Below are 20,382 nucleotides of genomic sequence, written 5' to 3'. Positions count from 1 at the left end.
GCATTATTTAGCGTGACGTTTTGCAAATTCTGCTTTTGCACTTTCCAGGTACTTCACAAATGCTTCTACATCTTCTTTCGGATCATAACCATATCCCTTGCTTACCAGTGGCTTACCTTCCAGGTCTACAGGAATATAGTAAGGCTGTGAGTTACGGTTAAAGTGAGTTACTTCCAGGTCCTGATTCTTCTGACCAACATTCGTCACTTTCTCACCTGTAGTCTTAGAAACATACTTCTCCTCATCAGCAAGTGATGTTTTCTCGTCGGTATACAAAGACGCTACAATAAAGTCATTGCGCAGAATCTTCATTACCGCCGGAGCTGACAATACTGATTTTTCAAACTTACGGCAGTTTACACAGGTATGTCCGGTGAAGTCCAGCATTAACGGCTTATTTGCCGCCTTAGCTGCTACCAGCGCCTCTTCATAATCAAAGAAAAGACTTTCTACACCGGGGATTTCAGAATGTAAGATATCCACCAGCTTCTTAGGTTTCACCGTATTAGCCGACTGACCGCCAGTACCACTTCCGCTACCTGCGCCACTTTCCAGTGATGCTTGTATATCTACCAGCGATTTATTCAGATTGAAATCCTGGGAACCTTCATGAGGTAAAAATCCGCTGATACCTTTCAAAGGTGCACCCCACATACCCGGGATCATGTAGATCACAAAGGTAAATGTAACGATGGCGAAGCAGAGTCTTGTTACCGTCAGGAACGGCACATCACTGTCGTGGCTGAATTTCAGCTTACCAATCAGATATAATGTCAACAAACCAAAAATGGCGATCCACAGTGCCAGGAATATTTCCCGATCCAACAGGTTCCAGTGGTAAGCCATGTCTACGTTTGAGAAGAACTTCAGGGCCAATGCCAGTTCCACAAAGCCCAGTGTTACTTTCACTGCATTCAGCCATCCGCCGGACTTACCGATTTTATTCAGCAAGCTGGGGAACAAGGCAAACAGTGAAAATGGAATAGCCAGTGCCAGGGAGAATCCAAACATCCCAACCAATGGGCCGGAATTACCACCTTTAGCAGCCAGCACCAACAGGTTTCCTAAAATAGGGCCTGTACAGGAGAAAGATACAATTGCCAGGGTCAGCGCCATGAAGAAAATGCCTACCATACTACCCATACCCGCCTTTGAATCAGATACATTCGCCCAGGAACTTGGCAAACTGATTTCAAATGCTCCAAGGAATGAAAACGCAAATAACAGGAAAATCACAAAGAAGATCATGTTAGCGATTCCATTGCTGGCCAATGAATTGAGTGCGCTGGCACCAAATATTTTGGTGATCACGAAGCCCAAAAGGGTATAAATAACGATAATAGACAAAGAATAGATAAATGCATTCTTGATACCTTGTGCCCTGGTAGCACTACGCTTAGTGAAGAAGCTCACTGTAATTGGAATCATAGAGAACACACATGGTGTAATCAATGCAATGAAACCACCGCCAAAGCTGGCGATGAATATCCACCACAAGGATTTGTTGGAAGCATCATCATCCGCTACATCGCCTTGAGGAGCACTTGTATTACCACTTGTGGCTGCAGCAGTAGTAGTTGGTGCTTCCACCGCTACGCTAAATACTTCCTCTTCAGGTACTGCATTGTCGCCTTTCAGCGCCATGTAGGCAATGGTGCCTTTTATCTTATCAGCAGGCGCTGTCAGTTTCACATCTGCCAATAGTTCTACTTCATTCTCAAAATATTTTACTTCGAGATTATCGAACAAAGGCTCTTTGCGATTTTCCAGTTTACCATTTTCTGTAATCCCTGCAATGGTAGCCTTCATACTGCTATCCAGCACCACTCTCGTATTAGGATCATCATTTCCCATAGTGGTGGAAAAAAGCAACCAGCCTTTTTCTATGGTACCCTTCAAGTGTAGCACATATTCCTGGTCACTTTTCTTTTCTGCAGAAAACTGCCATTTAACAGGCTTCGGGCTGGCGTCCTGCGCATTTGCGCGAAGCGCAAAAATGGCAAAGACAGGTATTAAAAATGAAAGCAGATGCTTCATAAAGTCAATAGGCTTTAAATAATACAGAATTGAGAAAACAAGAAACGAGTTCCCATAGTGAGGAACTCGTTCTTCGAATATTGTTATTGGTTACCGGATTCAAATTATTTTCCTCCAACAGTCACCGCAAATTCTACTTCTTTAGGAGGTAAACACTGGTGGTCATCGCACACCATGTATTCTACCGAACCTTTTACTTTGGTAGCAGCTTTACCTTTTACGGTTACTTTCTGTACAAAGTTTACGGTGTTCTCGTAGTATTTCAATTCTGAATTGAAGTTCTTGTCGAATGATTTGTGCAGTTTACCTACTTCTTCCACTTTACCAGTTACGGCAGCCAGTGGGTTTTTAGTGAACTTGAAGGAGGTTGGAACCGGCCCTTCTCCTGCTTCCTGCGCGTATACGTGCCAGCCGGCATCAATAGTAGCGGTGGCGTGTACTTCGTAGGTAGTGGCGTTTACTTTTTTAGCGGTGAAACTCCATTTTACCGGATTCTCGATCTGAGCGCTTGCCAGGATGGGCAAGGCGAACAAAACCAGTGCTGTGAGTAATTTTTTCATGCTTTTCTTTTTAATTGGTTGGTTGATTTAATCTATTAATTGTTGTTGATCAGACTTTGTAATATCAGCTGGCCGTCAGTATTACCCAAAGCCAGGCTGGTAGCTCTTTCCGGGTGAGGCATCATACCAAAAACATTTCTATTCTTGTTACAGATACCTGCAATATTACGGATGGCGCCGTTAGGATTAGCAGATTCAATAATATTGCCAAACTCATCGCAATAGCGGAAAATCACCTGGTTGTTCTTAAACAACTCATCCAGGGTGGCATCGTCCGCATAGTAACGGCCTTCACCGTGTGCTACCGGAATCATCAGTGACCTGCCTGCCACATCTTTAGTGAGGGATGCAGTTGGGTTTTCACTTTTAATGTATACGTTTTTGCAAACAAATTGCTGACGCTCATTCTGTAATAATACGCCTGGCAGCAAACCTGCCTCACATAATACCTGGAAACCATTACAAACACCAATTACACGGCCACCTTTATTGGCAAATTCTATCACACTCTGCATCATTGGGCTGAATCTGGCGATAGCGCCGCAACGCAGATAATCACCATAGGAGAACCCACCCGGTAATATGATACAATCTTCTGTGCTAAATGCGCTCAGGTCTTTATCCTTATGCCACAGTTCTATTACTTCCTGCCCCAGGTCATTACGCAGGGAATCAATCATATCATGATCACAATTAGAACCGGGAAAGGTGACAACGCCAAATTTCATCTGAAAATGTTTTGTGTTTATGTGTAAATAATGCTTTAAAATCCGTTTTTTCCCCGGTATTTTATCCTCATTTTCACGAATGACAAAGCTACTGGGAAAGGACAAAATTACTTCGCCGTTCGCAATTTTCCATTGCCGTTTGTCCTGATTTAACAAAATACTGGTAATCAGCCCCTTAAAATGGAGAAATTAGCTGAAATATTGCATAACAATTACATATGCCAGCGTAATGAAGTGGATGATGTTGGCAAAAGTATCGTTGGTTACCGACCAAAATACGTTACCCGCAAACATAGAAATCGGCAGTACCGCCAATACCCAGTAAGCAGCCGAAAAGTGAATATTGAAGAATGGCACCAGCATCGCCACCACTACATATATAATTAATGCCGCCCATATCTTACGGCCCTGTATGAGCATCTTCTTCAGTGGACGCTGCAATAACAGCCACCCCAGCACAAAAAAGAGTACACAAGCCACCATGGCTCCCCATACCTTATAGTCAGTGATCATCGGCAATGAAGCCCCTATGTTTGGAATCTTCCGTAATAAGGTCATTTGCCCGGTGAGGAACAGGTAAGTCCCCATCAGGTATAGCGGACAAATCAGCCCCAGCAAAGCGATAATCCACTCTGCCAACCGGAAAGCACGCATAATCAGCATACTTGCCAGCAGTAAAAAGCAGAAAATAACAGAAGGGAAATAGAATAACCCGCACACACCGAGCGCAAAACCGATATTGAATACCACATCACGGGCTGAAGTACGTGTATACAATTCCGTTATACTGGCGAATACCCACAGCATAATCAGGTTCACCAGCAAAACGGGCGAAAACACGTTCCAGCTATGTAGCATAGATGTAAAAAGCAGGTAACACATGGCCGGCAAATACGTAGGCCGGGGAAACAACCGGTGATGGTTGATGATGCGGGTAAACAGCAGGGACTGTAGGAACAACAGCAGCACAGCCAACGATGTAAACAGCAGGGGACTATCTCCCGCCAGGCCATGCATCCATTTCACCAACAGGTGATATAAAAGCCCCTCTGATCCATCCGCCATAAAGGTAGATGGATGAACCAGGTAATAAAATTTAACAAGCAGTGTGTATATCAACAACAGCAATACCGTAAGCGGATTGCCTGAACGGAAAAAACGTATCACAATACAAAGGTGTGATTAAAAGTCAATTTTAGCAAAGCAAATATAATTCCTGTAAATACATGGTATCACTACAGTTCTACCAGCAATTTGTTTTCCGTAGCGGGGCATCCAGGTAAAACCCTTGTCCAGGTTACGTAAGGTAGGCATACGATTCACCTTACCACCCGGCGCCAGGCTTACATCTGTTAACATATAGCTTCTTCTGTCCAGCTCATTATACAGGAAACGCAGTTCACTGCCTACGTTTACCATCAGGTAAGACAGGTACAGATCCGCATTATCGTCATATTGGCTCTTGTGGACAAAGTTATTCCACTGCATATTACCTTCATCGTCAAAAGACATTACCACTACGTTGTCATAATGATAACGCAGGCCCTGAGAGTTGTTCCAGTAGTAAGGATTGTAATACATGGAGGAATAAGGGGAATAGTAGTAAGGCGCGTACATACCGCTATACGGGCTGCCATACATATAATTCCACCGGTTCCAGGGCTGGTAGCGGGAAGAGGTAGAGAAAGATTCTGCCGTCAGCAAAAATCCGCCATTGGCGGTGTTAATAATCTTGCGGATGAAGTAGTCGTTAAACGCTGCATTAGTACTGGACTCTCCACGGGCATTCACTTTGAGGTCTTCCGCAAACGCGATTGATTTCTCATAAAGCGTTTTATAATTGCCGTAGTCGTACTTATACAGGTACAACCCATCTACGTTTCCTCTTTTCTGTTTATAATAAAAGGCAGTGACCAGGGCGGTGTGCTTATTGTTATCAAGCTTCATTTTCACCTCATCCAGCAGTTGTGCTTTGAAGGCCATGGGAGAAGTTTCAAAACTGTCTACCAGCGACCGTTTAACCACCATGCTGCCGCTCACCACGTAATCCCGGTTGGAGGTCCGTTCTAGTTTATTGAAGATAAGATCGCCGGTGTTAGTGAGATTGAAGTTGCTGAGGAATTGTTTTTTCTGCATGGGCAGCGATAAGCGGCTGTTGTTCACCAGGCTCATGGCGCTGTCGTACAGGAAGGTATAAAACACGTTGTTGTCTTCCCGGTCCTGGTTGATTTTATACACCATGATGCGGTTCTTATCTTCCGAAACTTCCACAGAATACACTTTATTCTCTTTGGAATAGTTGCCTATCCGGGTAGAATCGATGAGGATAGGTGCATCACTAAAGGTAGCATCCGGCGACATGGTAGCACAAAAGCTATATACGGCATCTTTGCGCTGGAACTGGTACAGCATCAGTATTTTATTCGGGTAGGCCACAAAGTCCATGCTGATCACCTTACGGGGCAGAAAGTCCAGTTTAACCCGGTTCTTGAGCTGCATTTCGCCATCATACACTGATACCACATAGTCGCCCCGGTCTGTTTTATACACAAGGATATTGCCTGCTACCTTGCCTATAATTTCAAACTCGGTGCTTTTGTAATCATCTTTCTCCGGTTCAGAATAGGTGATTTTCTGTGCCATTGCTGCCGTGCCGGCAAAGAGCAGCAACAATACTAACTGTAGGCGGTATAGCTTATACATGCGGTAATTTAGATTTCAAGTATTGTATGATAAAGCAGATGGCGCATTTGCATGCCCCATTTTCAAACTTACATTAAAATTCAGAAATTAAGTTGTCAATTTAAAGCTGGTAAGTCCTGCCTTTACATAAATTCCAAAAGGCCCGATTTATTGTGTATTTTTATTAAATTATTTTAAAAAAGCAGCTATTACTTGATGGAAACCGTAATAATAACCGGTGGAACAGGACTTATAGGGACGGCATTGACCCAGCTGCTGCTGGAACGCGGCTACAAAGTAACGATTCTCAGCAGGCGGCCAGAAACAGGCAGCAATAAAGCAGTCAGCTATGCCCATTGGAATGTGGATACGCAAACAATAGACAAAGCCGCCATCCAGGAGGCCGACTATATTATACACCTGGCAGGAGCCAATGTAGCTGACAAACGGTGGACGGCCGCCAGGAAACAGGAAATTATTGATAGCCGTACCAAAAGCAGTGAGCTCATTTTCACGGCATTGCAAACTATTCCGAATAAGGTAAAAAAGGTGATCAGCGCTTCCGCTACTGGCTATTACGGTGAATTTAAAGACCACGCCTTTACAGAAAACGATCCCGCATATACCGACTTCCTCGGCACTACCACAAAGGCCTGGGAAGAAAGCATCTCCAAAGTAACCACCCTGCAAAAAAAGCTGGTGATTTTCCGTACCGGCATTGTGTTAAGCCGGGATGGGGGCGCCATCAAAGAATTCTACAAACCACTGCGGTTTGGATTCGCTACTGTACTGGGCTCCGGAGAACAATTTGTGCCCTGGATTCATATCCATGATATTGTCCGGTTATATTTCAATGCCATTGTGAATGATAAGCTGGAAGGCGTGTACAATGCGGTAAGCCCCAATCCGGTTACCAACCGGGAATTAATTCTCAGTATGGGTCGCATTGCAAAAGGCGGCAGCTTTATGACCACCTATGTACCTACTTTTGCGTTGAAAATAGCTTTGGGAGAAATGAGTATAGAGGTCTTAAAGAGTGTAAAAGCTTCTGCCAACAAAATACAACAAACTGGTTTTCAGTTTTCTTATCCTACCATCAACGAAGCGATGGAGCAGTTGTTCAGCCGGTAATGGTTTTTTTCATGGCTGCTGCTTTCAGCAACACTTCTTCCCATTCTTTTTCCGGATCACTGTAAAAAGTAATAGCGGAGCCGGTTTGGAAGGAGAGGTATTGATCAGCTGCATTATACAGCATACTGCGAATCACCACATTAAAATCGAAATCACCAGTGGGTGAAATATAACCTACTGCTCCGGAATAAAGCCCACGGCGGGTTTTCTCGTATTGTTCAATAAGTTGCATGACCCGTATTTTAGGCGCGCCTGTCATGGAGCCCATGGGGAAAGCGGTGCGCAATACGTCCGTAAATGGCTGTAGTGGCGGCAGCTGTGCCGTCACTGTAGATATCATGTGATGCACCTGGGCAAAAGAATAGATCCCAAAAAGCTCAGTTACAGCCACAGTACCTTGTAAAGCGGTATGGGATAAGTCGTTGCGTACCAGGTCTACCACCATTACATTTTCGGCGCGTTCCTTGGCATCCTGGAATAGTTGCTCCTGTAATTGCCGGTCTATTGCCGGATCCGGGTCTTTGCGGCTGGTGCCTTTAATGGGCTGGGAAATCACGGTGGTTCCTTTCTTCTGCATAAAGCGCTCGGGACTGGAACAGACCATGTAGCGGTTATTCAACCGGTAATACGCCGCAAATGGTGCAGGAGATAAGGTGTTCAGCTGTTTAAACAAAGTGGGTGGATAGATGTCCACTCCTTCCATGTAGTTTTCCCGGCAAAAATTCACTTCATAGCAATCGCCGTGCAGGATATGCTGTTGTAGCGCCTTTACTGCGGCAATATAGCGCTGGTGATCCAACCGGCTATGCAGTGGTTGTAAATGAACCGTGCGGGCAGGCACCACGTTAACGGGCATACGCAAACAAGCGGTGTAAATGTCGTGTGCCATTTGCTCCGTGAAAGCTTCACCGCCTATATGTACCTCATTTTTCTGCAGTTGCATGATCACGCGGGGAACAAAAAAACACATATCCGGGAAGCCGATTCCATCAAAGTGTTGCGACTGTAATCCGGGTACGGTTTCATTTTTGAGATCATAGGCCAGGTGTCCGAAAAGCCAGTCCTGATGTGTATGGTGAAACGCCTGCAAAGCGGAGAACGCATTTCCTGCGTTTACTTCGAGGGTATGTAAGGCATCTGCAGCGAGAATAGCCTCATATTGGTGCCAGGGAGAATCGTAATTATTATTATCTAAAAAACAACAAATGTTGAACTGGTTAGCCCAATCCAACATTTGTTGCTTAAATATTTTCTGATTATCTACCGGAAAGGTGTGAAATATCCTGATAACAATCGTTTTTTAATGCTTAAAAATCATCATCATCATCGTCAAAACGATCATTGAACAGGTCCATGTCTTTGAATTCATCATCGATACCTAAATCATCGTCATCGTCGGCCTTTTTACCGCCTGTGCTTGGGCGACCGCGTTTACCTTTTGACTTAGGCATGTCAAATTCTTCAAAATCAGGATCGTAATCATCATCCTCTCCTTTCTCCCAGGCATCATCAACATCATCTGCGTCATCATCGGCATCATCATCATCCTCATCGTCGTCTTTACTACGTTTGGATTTAGATGCGGACTTATCTGATTTCTTTGAGGCAGATTTGGAAGGTTTCACATCTTCATCATCATCTTCCTCATCATCATCATCCACCTCTTTCTTAGGCTTGGCCGCAGCTTTAGGAGCGTCTTTTGCAGTCTTAGGAGAAGTAGTTTTTTTGGTCTCTTTCTCTTTATCAGATTTTGATTTCATAATAGGTTGCCTTATTTCTTTGCCGTAAAGTTTTAATAGTTTTTTTTATTCGCCAAATTTTTTTTGCCGTTTTTTTTCCTTACTTTTTTTCCTTTTACTTTTCAAGGATCTGATCGCGTCCGGGTCCGTTGGAAACGTATTTCACAGGAACGCCGAGGTAGCTATCTACTGCTGTAACAAATGCTTTCATCTCTGCCGGTAACTCATTGAATTGCTTACAGGTAGAAGTTTTATCTGTCCATCCTTTAAATGTCTCCCAGACAGGTTTAATGTCCAGACCGTTTATTTGGAAAGGCAATTGTTTAGTTTGTTTACCGTCGATTTCATACGCAGTGCAGGCTAATACTTCATCAAATTCATCCAGCACATCACTTTTAGTCATTACCAGTTGTGTTACACCGCTCAGCATGCAGGTATAGTTCAGTGCAACCAGGTCAATCCAGCCACAGCGGCGGGGGCGGCCGGTTACGGCGCCAAACTCATGACCTGCACTACGCAGTTTTTCACCGGTAGCGTCATGTAATTCTGTAGGGAAAGGTCCGCTACCAACACGGGTGCAATAAGCTTTGGTTACACCAATTACTTCTTTAATCCATTGAGGAGCAATACCTAAACCGGTACATACGCCTGCAGAAATGGTGTTGGAAGAAGTAACAAATGGATAGGTACCGAAGTCCACATCCAGCATGCTTCCCTGCGCACCTTCTGCTAATACTTTTTTACCTGCTTTCAGCTTTTCGTTCAGGAAATATTCACCACTTACTACGTTCATTTTTTGCAGGAATGGAATTGCTTCAAAAAACTCAGTTTCCCAGGTAGCAATATCTTCTGCCAGTCCTTCGATATTATAGTGAGCCAGCAATTCCAGGTGTTTCTGCTTCAGCTTCTCATACAAATTCCTGAAATCAGGCGATAATACATCACCTACGCGTAAACCGTTTCTACCGGTTTTATCCATGTAAGCGGGGCCGATACCTTTTAAAGTAGAGCCAATTTTATCGTTGCCTTTTGCTGTTTCAGACGCTTTGTCGAGTGCACGATGCGTAGGCACAATGATATGCGTTTTTTCTGCTATAAACAGATTTTTTGTCAGATCCACACCCAGTGCTGCAATATCTTCACTTTCTTTCTTGAAAGCTACCGGATCCAGCACCACGCCATTACCAATGAGGTTGATGGTCTTATCATGGAATACTCCAGAGGGAATTGTACGCAGTACTACTTTCTGTCCGTTTATATACAAGGTGTGACCAGCATTCGGGCCACCCTGAAAACGGGCAATCACGTCGTACCTGCCGGCAAAATAGTCCACAATCTTACCCTTGCCTTCGTCGCCCCATTGCAGGCCTAACAAAACGTCTACCATAATGATTTAATTAAATATCGGAGGTTGTTGCTTTAAAAGAAGTCGCAAAATTAAGGCGAATATTAACAAATACAAACAAATTACCGATTGCATCGGCAAGAATTACGAATTACGAATTACGAATTACGGATTTACGGGTAGATATGCCCGAAGATCATCCGCTTTTATCTCCCTATAGATCCGTAATTTGTAATTTCTTTCTCAGGATTCCTCCAGGCGTTGAATAGATTGAATTCCTTCCAGCTTTTTAAGCCTTTCTACCAACTCATCCAACTCCTCCTTGTCATGCACATACACTTTAATCAAACCTTCAAATAAGCCTTCTTTCGACTCAATGCTGAGGGCTGAGATATTAATCTTCAACTCACCGGAAATGATATTGGTAATTTTGTGGATCACCCCTACATCGTCCATACCAATAATGCGTAAACCTGTCAGGAAAGAGATTTCCCGGTTCTTCACCCATTTGGTTTTCACTACCCGGTGGCCGTAGTTAGCCAGTAACTGTGCGGCATTGGGGCAGTTGGTACGATGTATTTTCAACCCTTCGCTGGCGGTAATAAACCCAAATACGTCATCTCCCGGAATAGGACGACAGCAATTGGCCAGTTTATAGGCTATTTTGTCGGAGCTTTCTCCGAAGATAATCAGTTCTGCATCCTTCTTGGAAGGCAGCTGATGTTTCACATGTTCTTCCGGTACGTGTTCCGGCAGTTTTACCGGTTTAGGCGGCTCCAGTTTGTCGCCCAGTACGCTGAATTGTTTCAGCTCTTTGAGGTCAATATTTTTCACCGCTACCTGGTAATACAGGTCAAGCGGGGATGGCTGTTTATAGAATTGTACCAGTTCATTGACATTATGTTGACTGGCAGAAATATTCATGTGAGATAACTTCCGTTCCAGCGCGGCCTTTCCGTCCATCGCCACTTTCCGCTTCTCTTCTTTCAGCGCGTCCTTGATCTTGGATTTGGCTTTGGCCGTTAAAACAAAGTTGAGCCAGTCTTCCGATGGCTTTTGTTTATTGGAAGTAATGATTTCTACCTGGTCTCCACTGCGCAGTTTATGGCTCAGGGGGACCAGTTTATAATTCACTTTGGCGCCGATACATTTATTTCCTACCGCACTGTGGATAGAGTAGGCAAAATCCAGTGCGGTGGAGTTCACCGGCAATATTTTCAGATCTCCTTTAGGCGTATACACATAGATCTCTTCTGTGAAGAGGTTGCTTTTGAAATCAGCCAGGAAGTCGAGCGTATTGGAATCCGGGTTGTTCAGTATCTCGCGGATCTGGGTGAACCACTGATCAAATTTAGACTCCTGCTGGGGAGATGCGCCACTGCCTTCTTTATATCGCCAGTGCGCGGCTACTCCTTTCTCGGCATAGTCGTTCATGCGCTTGGAGCGGATCTGCACCTCTACCCATTTACCATTGGGTCCCATCACCGTGACGTGCAGCGCCTCGTATCCATTGGATTTGGGGTTGCTGAGCCAGTCGCGGGTTCTTTCCGGGCTGGGATGATAGAAATCGGTGATGATGGAATACACTTTCCAGCAATCTGCCTTTTCCTTTTCCAGTGCGGAATCCAGGATAATACGGATGGCAAAAAGATCGTATACTTCTTCAAAGGCGACGCCTTTGGTTTTGATTTTATTATGGATAGAGTGAATGGATTTCGGACGTCCGTATATTTCGAACTGAAATCCTTCTTCCTGCAGCACCTCCTTGATAGGCTTGATGAATTCGTTGATGTAACGGGTACGCTCACGTTTGGTTTCCTTCAGGCGTTTGGCTATTTCCCGGTAGGTTTGCTGCTCCGTATACTTCATGGCCAGGTCTTCCATCTCCGACTTGATGTTATATAACCCAAGACGGTGTGCCAATGGGGCATATATAAAGACAGTTTCGGAGGCAATTTTCAATTGCTTTTCCCGGCTCATGCTGTCGAGCGTACGCATATTGTGCAAGCGGTCGGCCAGCTTAATCAGAATTACCCTGGGGTCATCGGCCAGGGTCAATAATATTTTCTTGAAATTTTCTGCCTGCGCCGTACTGGTGCTGGAATCTATAACAGTAGAGATCTTGGTCAGACCGTCTACGATATGTGCTATTTCATTACCAAATTCACGGGATACATCTTCCAGGGTGACTTCTGTATCTTCCACGGTGTCGTGCAACAACGCGCAGATAGCGGAACGCACACCCAATCCGATTTCTTCCACACAAATCTGTGCTACAGCCAGCGGGTGCAGGATATAAGGCTCCCCGGATTTGCGCCGCATTTCCTTGTGTGCATCTGCTGCCATTTCAAAAGCAGTACGTACCAGCTCCCTGTCGCCTTTTTTCAAACGGGGTTTTAATGCCCTCAATAAAGCACGGTAATGCCGAACGATCTCTTTCTTTTCCTGCTCTTCGTCTAAATTATATTTTTGTACTACCACTGTTTCCATTAGAATAAAGTTACGATTTAATATAATCTGAAAGAAGCGCCGGCAGTGAAAAAGCAAGGTTGCACATAAATGTCCCGCCCTTTCCGGCTTTGATACCGGAAAAGGACGGGATGGAAATGATTGTTTAGGTTAGCTATATGACTCGCAGGTCACGTAAGTGGAACACATATTTTAACTGGCAGTAATGTTTCGGGGACATTCAGCCGCAGCCCTACGTTATACACCGTTTCCAGTTCTACACGCGGCTCCAGCTTCAGTTGTTTGCGGATGCGGCCTATGAATACATCCATACTGCGACTGGCATAGAAATCTTCCTTACCCCACACCCGCAGTAACACTTCGTCTTTCTGCACAATAATATTGGGGCGGCTCAGGAAATAGCGCAGCATTTTGGCCTCAATGGGCGATAATTTACTCTTTACCAGCTTGCTTTCCGTTTCATAAATTTTCAGCTTCCGGTAATGGTAGGTATAAGTACCGAGGTTATGCCCAATCAGTAATTCTGTCCGGTTAGGACGGGTCCACTTCAGCATTACGCGGATGCGTCTTACCAATTCTTCAAAGCTGAAGGGCTTTATCATGTATCCATCTCCCCCTAATGTAAAGCCGTTGATCCGGTCTTCATCCTGCACTCTTTCAGACGACAGGAAAAAAATGGGCGTCAGCATGGTACTGTTCCGGATTTCTTTAGCCAGTTCAAAACCATTCATTTTGGGAATAACGATGTCTATCAGGCAAATGTCGTAGCGGTTCCGGTTATAGAGGTTCCAGGCGTCTATCCCATCATAACAGTGCTCTACGTTGTAGCCGGCCTGTTCCAGGTGTTGTTTTACGATGCCTCCAAAGGCTTTATCATCTTCAACAAGTAAGACTCTTGGGTTTCTGTTCATAAAGCTATCATTTGTGATAATCCGGTTGTGAACGCCCCATTTGTTTTAAACAAACGGATTTTACTTTCTTTGGCTGACACTTTTTTACAAAAGGCTGATTGGCCAGGAAGCGTTTTCGCTTATTTCGGTCCGCTAAAAAGCTGGATGAATCTCACGCTCCGTTTATAAAAACAAAAAAGAGAGGACCGCGGGTAAGCCGTCCTCTCTTTTTTTTATTAATTAACACTAATTCACATCAATTCACACTTTTTCCACATTTGCTATTTTAATAGCCACCGCATGCTGAAACCCTTTCTGACGGAGGGATGCAGGCACTTGTATCTCCACACCTGCCGCCGTAGTTTTCCACACCAGCTTATTGGTAGTTCCCAACATCTGCAAACGGGTACCTTTCGCAGGATTCAGTCCTTTGAAAGTGATTACCGCCGGTAATTGCTCATTTTCATCCAACAGGTAAATGGCGTATACGCTGCCATCTTTCTTACGGGTAAAACATACCTTACCATCTTTATATGGCGCTACTGCACGGGTACCATAAATAGCGTCACCATTGATATGCATCCAGGCGCCGATACCTTTCATGGTAGTGTAAGCGGCTTCATGTAACTCGCCATCAGGACCAGGGCCCACATTCAACAGGTAGTTACCGCCTTTGGCTACAATGTCCACCAGGTTATGAATCAGGGTATTCACGGATTTGTACTTATCGTCCGGTACATAAGACCAGGAACCGCCCATGGTCATACAGGTTTCCCATGGATAGCTCAACGGAGCAGCAGGGATTTCCTGTTCGGGCGTCCGATAGTTTTCATAAGGACCATGCACACTGCGGTCTACCACGATCAGGCCCGGCTGATGACTGCGGGCCATTTTTGCAATTTTGCCCATGTCAATATCCTGATCCTGAGGTGCCGTTTGGTTCCAGGAAAGCGATTCCTTCGTTTGTTGTTTAAGTGGACGTACCCAGCCGCCATCCAGCCAAAGGATTTCCAGTTTACCGTAACCTGTCATCAGTTCTTCAATCTGATTGTAGGTAAACTGCTTGAATTTTTCCCATCTCTCCGGATATTTTTTAATATCATAATTCACATTTCTATCACGGGGAGGGAAATAATCCCACCAGTAAAAGTTGGTGTGCCAGTCGGGCTTGGAGAAGTACGCACCTGCGTGAATGCCTTCCTGGCGGAATGCCTGGAATACTTCTTTCGCGAGGTTAGCACGTGGATTTTTGCTGAAAGCGCCGTCAGCAGCGGTAATCTTATAATCCGTTTGTTTGGTATCAAACATACAGAAGCCATCATGGTGTTTGGTAGTAAACACCAGGTATTTCATACCAGCATCCTTGGCCGCTTTCGCCCATTTTTCGGGATTGAAGTGAACCGGGTTAAAGGTTTTTCCCAGTGCTTCATACTTTTTCAGGTAGTCGTAATAAGGAACGCCTGCTGGCTTACGCTGTGTCCAGCCTTCATCTTCCGGGCAAATACTCCATGATTCCACCACGCCCCATTGGGAGTAAGGACCCCAGTGCATGAGCATACCAAATTTCCAGTCCTGCCATTCGTCCAGTTTCTGTACAACTGCCTGATCAGTTTCAGGTACGTAAGGCGGCTCTCCGCTCTGTGCTTTAGCGGCACTGATGCCCATCCATGCACAGCCTAATACAATCCAGAATTTCTTCATTGTCAGTGTTTATAAGTGGATTCTAATGTAGTTATCTTCAATGCCTGCTGAACAATTTCAGGCAATTGATTTGTTTGCAATCTGATTGTCCGGGTTTCACCGGGTAACAGGTCGAAATAATTCTCTTCAAAATGTGTGGCCGCTGGCGCATTTTCCAGTGACAGATAAACATTTCTGACCAGTTTATCCGCTTTGATACGGATATATACGGCATTTTTATCGCTGGCTATTTTGCTGGTTACTATTTCCAGGTGTGGTGTTTCCAGGTTCATCTCCTTTGCCGGAGCGAAATAAAAGATATTTCTCGCCATATCCTTATTGTCAATTCGCAATTGCGCATAGAATATTACCGTTGACGGGCTTTTTCCCTTTAAAATAGCCGCCGTATCAATTGCATGCAACCGGATGCTGGTATTAGCATGGAGGGAAATGTCCTTTACTTCGTTTTGCCAGATCACCTTTCCGGCCAGGTCTACTGCTGTCAATTTCAATTGCGCAACGCCCTGGCATTCGTCGGTTACTACATAGGTGCAAAGTTGTCCTTTCTCTATCACGTTAGAAACCAGGCAAGGCTTAAACGCCTCTTTTACATAGTACTGCAGGGCCTTCCAGCGACCGTTGTACTCACGCCCCGACCAGGAAGCGCCCGGCCAGCAGTCGTTCAACTGCCAATAAAGTGTTCCCATGCAATAAGGCATTGCCCGGCGATGTGCTTCTATAGCCACTTTCATTCCTTCTGCCTGCAACACCTGGCTCAGGTATACAAAAGAAGGGAAGTCTTTAGGCTCGTGATAGTAATGCAGCATATATGTTTTAATCGCCGCATTCCCTTTAGCAGGGCTCTTTTGATGCGACTGCATCACATTGGAGAAAATATCATCGTCTTCTTTGGTCGCAAAAGTGCGGATGGTTTCCATAGATGGGAAGGACTGGAAACCATATTCGCTCATGAAGCGGGGAATATGTGTATTAAAGGCTTCGAACCATTCCATTCCATGCCATACGCCCCAGTAGTGGTTATCGCCTTTGGTAAAGTCTTCCACTTTACCCCAGTTACTGATAGGCGAAGAGTGGAAATAGAATGTTCCCGGCTGATACGCGGCTACCTGTTGCGGTAACACTTCTTTAAATAATTGTTCATAACCTTTCAACAGGCTTTGCCACTGTAGCTTCGTATAGGCGTAACCGCTCTCCCAGCCCCAGTTTTTAATAGCTACCGCCACTTCATTATTGCCGCACCATAATGCCAGGGAAGGATGATTACGCAGGCGTTTGATGTTATCTGCTGCTTCTTGTTTTACATTGTCCAGGAAAGCAGGATCGGACGGGTAGAGCGTACACGCGAACATAAAATCCTGCCACACGAGGATGCCTTTTTGGTCGGCGAGTTGATAGAACTGATCCTCTTCATAAATGCCGCCACCCCATACGCGCACCATATTAAAATGGGATTCGGCCATATCCAGGAACAGCTGCTCGTACTTTTCTTTAGTGACTCTTGGCAGGAAATTATCCTGGGGAATGTAATTGGCGCCTTTCATAAATACTGGTCTGCCATTTACTTTTACGTAGAAAGATTCTCCGAGGCTGTCTGGCTTATTCACGACTTCAATGGTACGCAGCCCTACCTTATTGTGTTGACTAGCAACTACTTTTTTATTATTCAGCAAATTGGCTTGCAGCGTGTATTGCACCTGTTCGCCCATGCCGGCAGGCCACCATAATGCGGGCTTTTTAATCCCGAAAGGTACTTTTACCACATTGTCGCCAGCCTGCAACTGTACTGTTTGCAGCGCCAGCTCCGGTGCCTTCGCATTCGGGGTGATTGATTGCAATTGTACGTTGTAATCCCCTACCACAGAGGCGGTAATCGTTATTTCAGCCGTCATTTCTGCCATTGTGGTATCCAGTTTTTGCTGCTGCCAGTACACATCACGGATGGTGGCTTTATTCCAGCTATGCAGGTAAACCGGGCGCCAGATACCGGAAGTAACCAGGCGCGGGCCCCAGTCCCAACCGTAATGGTAGGGCGCTTTGCGGGCATAAATACTTAAAGCGATATCGCTGGCATCGTTGCCAGCAGGATAGAGGATGCTATCCTGCAGAAATTTGGGTATATCCGTTTTTATGGGACTTTTAAACAGGATACGTAATTCGTTGTCGCCCGCCACCAGCCATTCTTTGACATTGACGATGTGTGATACAAACATGTTGGACGACTGCAGTATCAAATGGTTGTTGAGGTATACATCTGCATAAGTATCCAAACCTTTGAACTCCAGTTCTATTACGTCAAAACGGAGCTCCTCTTTTTTCAACTTCCATTTTTTGCGGTATTGCCAGTCTTTTTTATCTACCCATTGTACGGCTTTTTCATTGGTACCGGCAAACGGATCGGGAATTAGATGCTGGGCCAGCAAATCGGTGTGAACGGTACCGGGTACGGTGGCCGGCCGCCAGATACCTTCATCGGCACGGGAAAACTCCCATCCGGATGATAGCGGAATGTTGTTGTCCTGCGCGGCTACACGGCCCAAAACGGCTAAAAACAAACACGCAGTTAACAGAATATATTTCATGTTCTTATTTTTTCAGAAGAACCAAAAATAATACTGATTTACGATCTTTGAGAAATGAAAAGTATCTGGCAACAAATATTGAGGTATCTCTACATCGGTAAAAAGGATCCCAATGCACCAAAAACACGCTATGTGGCAATGATGCACGGGATGAACAGAATTTCCTTATTACTTTTTATTATCGCGATCATTATCATGATCGTGAAGCTGATCAGGAGGCATTAAGCGATCGCATATTCATAAATCACTTCTGCCGCGCGGCGGGAAGCATCTTTTTCTCCCAGCTTATGCCATAATTCCGCATAGTCTTTCATGACGCGGTTTCTGGCGGCTTCGTCTTTCAACAAAGCAGTTAATTCTTTCAGCAGGTTTTCTTCGGTGAGGTCGTGCTGAATCAGTTCCTTTACCACCAGCTTGTCCATCACGAGATTGACGAGGGAGATATATTTTACTTTAATGAGGTGTTTTGCAAAGAAGTAAGAGATTGGATTCCCTTTATAACATACCACTTCCGGCACGCCAAATAAGGCTGTTTCCAGGGTGGCGGTACCTGAAGTCACCAGTGCTGCTTTCGCCTGACGTAGTAAATTGTACGTTTGCCCTTTAACCATAGACACGTTGGGATGCTGTCCTGTCAATGCTTCCAGGAAGTGATCATCTAAACTGGGGGCCTGTGCTACGATAAACTGGTACTCCGGAAAATGTTTCGCCATGGTAAGCATGATCGGGAGCTTTACACTCACCTCCTGCTTACGGCTACCAGGCAATACGGCAATCACGGGCTTATCAGATAATGGCGCATCCGCAGGTTGTTCTTTCGCTGCTTTAATCACTTCTACCAGCGGATGTCCTACATATTCTACTTCGTAATTCCATTTGTGGTAAAAAGCCTTTTCGAAGGGAAGAATACAAAGCATTTTGTCTACGCTCTGCTTTAGCTTCTTCACGCGGTTCTCTTTCCAGGCCCAAACCTGTGGAGAAATATAGTATACTATTTTGAAGCCCTGTTGTTTTCCCCATTCTGCAATCCGCATATTAAATCCGGGGTAATCTACGAGTACCAATACATCTGGCTGGTAGGCGGCAATATCTTTTTTACAGATATCTATATTACGCAAAATAGTACGCAGGTTCATCACTACTTCCACAAAACCCATAAAGGCTAATTCCTTGTAATGCTTTACCACATGGGCACCGGCAGCTTCCATTAAATCACCACCCCAACTACGTATATCCGCAGACGTATCCAGCTGCCTTAATTGTTTTACAAGATTACTGCCATGCAAATCACCTGACGCCTCTCCTGCAATAATGTAATATTTCAACTTCGTATAGATTAAAAATTATCTGATCAGTTTGAGCAATAAAATGACAATTGCGTACAACATAGTCATCAGGAAAATGCCTTTGGCCGTGATATCCAGCCGTTTTCTGGTGTATAAGAAAAATACTACTCCATTCAGCAATAAGCAGATACTTGTCAACTTAGGCAGCATTTGCCGGTTATCTTTGATGATTCCCAGGAACTGACCCAATCCAACATCGGTATGGTTCAGCCGGATTACAAAAATATAGTACAGAAAAAACGCGGCTACCGGGGTTAATAACCCCAGCAAAATCCCTAATGAAAGATTGTCTTTTTTTAACATACAGATAGTAGCATTTAGCCGTTAGCGCTTAGCAGTGATATAAGAGAAAGCATTTCTCTACAAATCTTTCCAATCCGCTTCCAGCTTCTTTTTCAATGAATAGTTAGTCAGGTCAAATTGTACCGGTACAATGGATGCATAATTGTTATCCAATGCCCAAACGTCCGTGTCAGACCCGGTATCCCGGTTTTTGAATTCTCCTGTTAACCAGTAATATTTTTTTCCATGTGGATCCCGGCGTTCATCAAATTCTTCTACCCATTTAGCATCTGCCTGCCGGCTTATTTTCAGTCCTTTGAATGCTGCTTCGCTAACAATAGGAATATTCACATTAAACAGGGTCCCTGCGGGCAAATCGGATTCCAGCATACGCCTGGTGACGTCATGCGCTACTTTCTTTGGTAAAGAAAAATCCGCATCATAACTATATTCCAGGAAGGAGAAACCTACAGAAGGAATACCTTCAATAGCCGCCTCCATGGCTGCTGACATGGTACCGGAATAAATGACGTTAATAGAATGATTAGCCCCGTGGTTAATACCGCTCACACAAATATCTGGTTTACCATGGAGTATTTTATCGCGGGCCAGTTTCACGCAGTCTACCGGTGTACCGGAACATTGCCATGCTTCTATGCCCTCAAAAATATCTACCTGGTTTAAACGTAACGGAACACCAATGGTAATTGCATGGCCTTTACCCGACTGCGGGCTATCCGGTGCTACCACTACCACTTTGCCTAATGGCCTTACTGCTTCTATCAATGCACGGATGCCCGGCGCCGTAATGCCGTCATCGTTTGTTACCAATATTACCCGTTCCTTTTTAGCCATAATTCACATTTTTGCTTTGCAGCACAAATTTAAGCTCT

At 44.8% G+C, this 20,382-nt stretch carries 17 protein-coding genes; 2 read left to right on the top strand and 15 right to left on the bottom strand.

Features of this window, described 5'->3' with window-relative positions; genetic code table 11:
• Nucleotides 1–3 precede the first annotated feature (3 nt).
• The 5 genes from AC5ZC7_RS01185 to AC5ZC7_RS01165 form a co-directional block, all read right to left on the bottom strand.
• Complete coding sequence (locus AC5ZC7_RS01185) at nucleotides 4–2,037, bottom strand: cytochrome c biogenesis protein CcdA (protein ID WP_496159982.1); 2,034 nt, start codon at nucleotides 2,035–2,037, stop codon at nucleotides 4–6.
• Between the two features lie 104 nt (nucleotides 2,038–2,141).
• Nucleotides 2,142–2,597, bottom strand: a complete 456-nt coding sequence (locus tag AC5ZC7_RS01180; RefSeq protein WP_477075253.1) for a protein-disulfide reductase DsbD domain-containing protein — start codon at nucleotides 2,595–2,597, stop codon at nucleotides 2,142–2,144.
• 35 nt (nucleotides 2,598–2,632) lie between these two features.
• Complete coding sequence (gene purQ, locus AC5ZC7_RS01175) at nucleotides 2,633–3,325, bottom strand: phosphoribosylformylglycinamidine synthase subunit PurQ (protein ID WP_291922677.1); 693 nt, start codon at nucleotides 3,323–3,325, stop codon at nucleotides 2,633–2,635.
• A gap of 189 nt (nucleotides 3,326–3,514) precedes the next feature.
• Nucleotides 3,515–4,492 carry a hypothetical protein gene (locus tag AC5ZC7_RS01170; RefSeq protein ID WP_496159983.1) on the bottom strand — a complete coding sequence of 326 codons (978 nt, stop codon included), beginning with the start codon at nucleotides 4,490–4,492 and terminating at the stop codon, nucleotides 3,515–3,517.
• Between the two features lie 15 nt (nucleotides 4,493–4,507).
• Nucleotides 4,508–6,028, bottom strand: coding sequence for a hypothetical protein (locus AC5ZC7_RS01165; RefSeq protein ID WP_496159984.1), 1,521 nt, complete (start codon nucleotides 6,026–6,028; stop codon nucleotides 4,508–4,510).
• 195 nt (nucleotides 6,029–6,223) lie between these two features.
• Here AC5ZC7_RS01165 and AC5ZC7_RS01160 point away from each other — a divergent pair, with 195 nt between their 5' ends.
• Nucleotides 6,224–7,138 carry a TIGR01777 family oxidoreductase gene (locus AC5ZC7_RS01160; protein WP_496159985.1) on the top strand — a complete coding sequence of 305 codons (915 nt, stop codon included), beginning with the start codon at nucleotides 6,224–6,226 and terminating at the stop codon, nucleotides 7,136–7,138.
• Here the strand turns inward: AC5ZC7_RS01160 and AC5ZC7_RS01155 are convergent.
• The 7 genes from AC5ZC7_RS01155 to AC5ZC7_RS01125 form a co-directional block, all read right to left on the bottom strand.
• Nucleotides 7,128–8,372: a chorismate-binding protein gene (locus AC5ZC7_RS01155; protein ID WP_496159986.1), complete on the bottom strand. Its 1,245-nt coding sequence runs from the start codon at nucleotides 8,370–8,372 to the stop codon at nucleotides 7,128–7,130. The two genes, AC5ZC7_RS01160 and AC5ZC7_RS01155, sit on opposite strands and share 11 nt — an antisense overlap.
• 73 nt (nucleotides 8,373–8,445) lie before the next feature.
• Nucleotides 8,446–8,898, bottom strand: coding sequence for a hypothetical protein (locus tag AC5ZC7_RS01150; RefSeq protein ID WP_496159987.1), 453 nt, complete (start codon nucleotides 8,896–8,898; stop codon nucleotides 8,446–8,448).
• 94 nt (nucleotides 8,899–8,992) lie between these two features.
• Nucleotides 8,993–10,264 carry an adenylosuccinate synthase gene (locus AC5ZC7_RS01145; RefSeq protein WP_496159988.1) on the bottom strand — a complete coding sequence of 424 codons (1,272 nt, stop codon included), beginning with the start codon at nucleotides 10,262–10,264 and terminating at the stop codon, nucleotides 8,993–8,995.
• A gap of 201 nt (nucleotides 10,265–10,465) precedes the next feature.
• Nucleotides 10,466–12,712 carry a RelA/SpoT family protein gene (locus AC5ZC7_RS01140; RefSeq protein WP_496159989.1) on the bottom strand — a complete coding sequence of 749 codons (2,247 nt, stop codon included), beginning with the start codon at nucleotides 12,710–12,712 and terminating at the stop codon, nucleotides 10,466–10,468.
• Nucleotides 12,713–12,861: 149 nt separating this feature from the next.
• Nucleotides 12,862–13,602 (bottom strand): response regulator, encoded by a 741-nt coding sequence (locus AC5ZC7_RS01135; RefSeq protein ID WP_496159990.1) that lies wholly within the window; start codon nucleotides 13,600–13,602, stop codon nucleotides 12,862–12,864.
• Between the two features lie 240 nt (nucleotides 13,603–13,842).
• Complete coding sequence (locus AC5ZC7_RS01130) at nucleotides 13,843–15,282, bottom strand: alpha-L-fucosidase (protein ID WP_496159991.1); 1,440 nt, start codon at nucleotides 15,280–15,282, stop codon at nucleotides 13,843–13,845.
• Between the two features lie 2 nt (nucleotides 15,283–15,284).
• Entirely contained in the window at nucleotides 15,285–17,861 is a 2,577-nt protein-coding gene (locus AC5ZC7_RS01125) for a glycosyl hydrolase 2 galactose-binding domain-containing protein (RefSeq protein WP_496159992.1), read from the bottom strand.
• 54 nt (nucleotides 17,862–17,915) lie between these two features.
• Here AC5ZC7_RS01125 and AC5ZC7_RS01120 point away from each other — a divergent pair, with 54 nt between their 5' ends.
• The gene (locus AC5ZC7_RS01120; protein ID WP_496159993.1) at nucleotides 17,916–18,086 is read left to right on the top strand and encodes a DUF6728 family protein; all 171 of its coding nucleotides are present in this window, start codon (nucleotides 17,916–17,918) and stop codon (nucleotides 18,084–18,086) included.
• On the opposite strand, the gene lpxB is transcribed toward AC5ZC7_RS01120, so the two are convergent.
• From lpxB to surE, 3 genes are read right to left on the bottom strand one after another with little or no spacing between them, the layout of a single operon-like run.
• A complete protein-coding gene (gene lpxB / locus AC5ZC7_RS01115) occupies nucleotides 18,083–19,186 on the bottom strand; it encodes a lipid-A-disaccharide synthase (RefSeq protein WP_496159994.1) in 1,104 nt (367 codons plus the stop codon). The genes AC5ZC7_RS01120 and lpxB overlap by 4 nt on opposite strands.
• 18 nt (nucleotides 19,187–19,204) lie before the next feature.
• The gene (locus AC5ZC7_RS01110) at nucleotides 19,205–19,510 is read right to left on the bottom strand and encodes a hypothetical protein (RefSeq protein ID WP_496159995.1); all 306 of its coding nucleotides are present in this window, start codon (nucleotides 19,508–19,510) and stop codon (nucleotides 19,205–19,207) included.
• 57 nt (nucleotides 19,511–19,567) lie between these two features.
• Complete coding sequence (gene surE, locus AC5ZC7_RS01105; protein WP_496159996.1) at nucleotides 19,568–20,344, bottom strand: 5'/3'-nucleotidase SurE; 777 nt, start codon at nucleotides 20,342–20,344, stop codon at nucleotides 19,568–19,570.
• Nucleotides 20,345–20,382: the final 38 nt, after the last annotated feature.

Source organism: Chitinophaga sp. 9-1-y (assembly GCF_059511905.2).
The sequence above is the reverse complement of the archived record's forward strand: the minus strand, read 5'-3'. Positions and strand labels throughout refer to the sequence as shown.

Bases quoted from the DNA above. Each gene is read 5' to 3' on its own strand.
- AC5ZC7_RS01180 (WP_477075253.1), bottom strand. From the start codon at position 2,597: ATGAAAAAATTACTCACAGCACTGGTTTTGTTCGCCTTGCCCATCCTG.
- AC5ZC7_RS01155 (WP_496159986.1), bottom strand. From the start codon at position 8,372: ATGTTGGATTGGGCTAACCAGTTCAACATTTGTTGTTTTTTAGATAAT.
- AC5ZC7_RS01185 (WP_496159982.1), bottom strand. From the start codon at position 2,037: ATGAAGCATCTGCTTTCATTTTTAATACCTGTCTTTGCCATTTTTGCG.
- AC5ZC7_RS01145 (WP_496159988.1), bottom strand. From the start codon at position 10,264: ATGGTAGACGTTTTGTTAGGCCTGCAATGGGGCGACGAAGGCAAGGGT.
- AC5ZC7_RS01125 (WP_496159992.1), bottom strand. From the start codon at position 17,861: ATGAAATATATTCTGTTAACTGCGTGTTTGTTTTTAGCCGTTTTGGGC.
- AC5ZC7_RS01110 (WP_496159995.1), bottom strand. From the start codon at position 19,510: ATGTTAAAAAAAGACAATCTTTCATTAGGGATTTTGCTGGGGTTATTA.
- surE (WP_496159996.1), bottom strand. From the start codon at position 20,344: ATGGCTAAAAAGGAACGGGTAATATTGGTAACAAACGATGACGGCATT.
- AC5ZC7_RS01120 (WP_496159993.1), top strand. From the start codon at position 17,916: ATGAAAAGTATCTGGCAACAAATATTGAGGTATCTCTACATCGGTAAA.
- AC5ZC7_RS01135 (WP_496159990.1), bottom strand. From the start codon at position 13,602: ATGAACAGAAACCCAAGAGTCTTACTTGTTGAAGATGATAAAGCCTTT.
- AC5ZC7_RS01165 (WP_496159984.1), bottom strand. From the start codon at position 6,028: ATGTATAAGCTATACCGCCTACAGTTAGTATTGTTGCTGCTCTTTGCC.
- AC5ZC7_RS01140 (WP_496159989.1), bottom strand. From the start codon at position 12,712: ATGGAAACAGTGGTAGTACAAAAATATAATTTAGACGAAGAGCAGGAA.
- purQ (WP_291922677.1), bottom strand. From the start codon at position 3,325: ATGAAATTTGGCGTTGTCACCTTTCCCGGTTCTAATTGTGATCATGAT.
- AC5ZC7_RS01160 (WP_496159985.1), top strand. From the start codon at position 6,224: ATGGAAACCGTAATAATAACCGGTGGAACAGGACTTATAGGGACGGCA.
- AC5ZC7_RS01130 (WP_496159991.1), bottom strand. From the start codon at position 15,282: ATGAAGAAATTCTGGATTGTATTAGGCTGTGCATGGATGGGCATCAGT.
- AC5ZC7_RS01150 (WP_496159987.1), bottom strand. From the start codon at position 8,898: ATGAAATCAAAATCTGATAAAGAGAAAGAGACCAAAAAAACTACTTCT.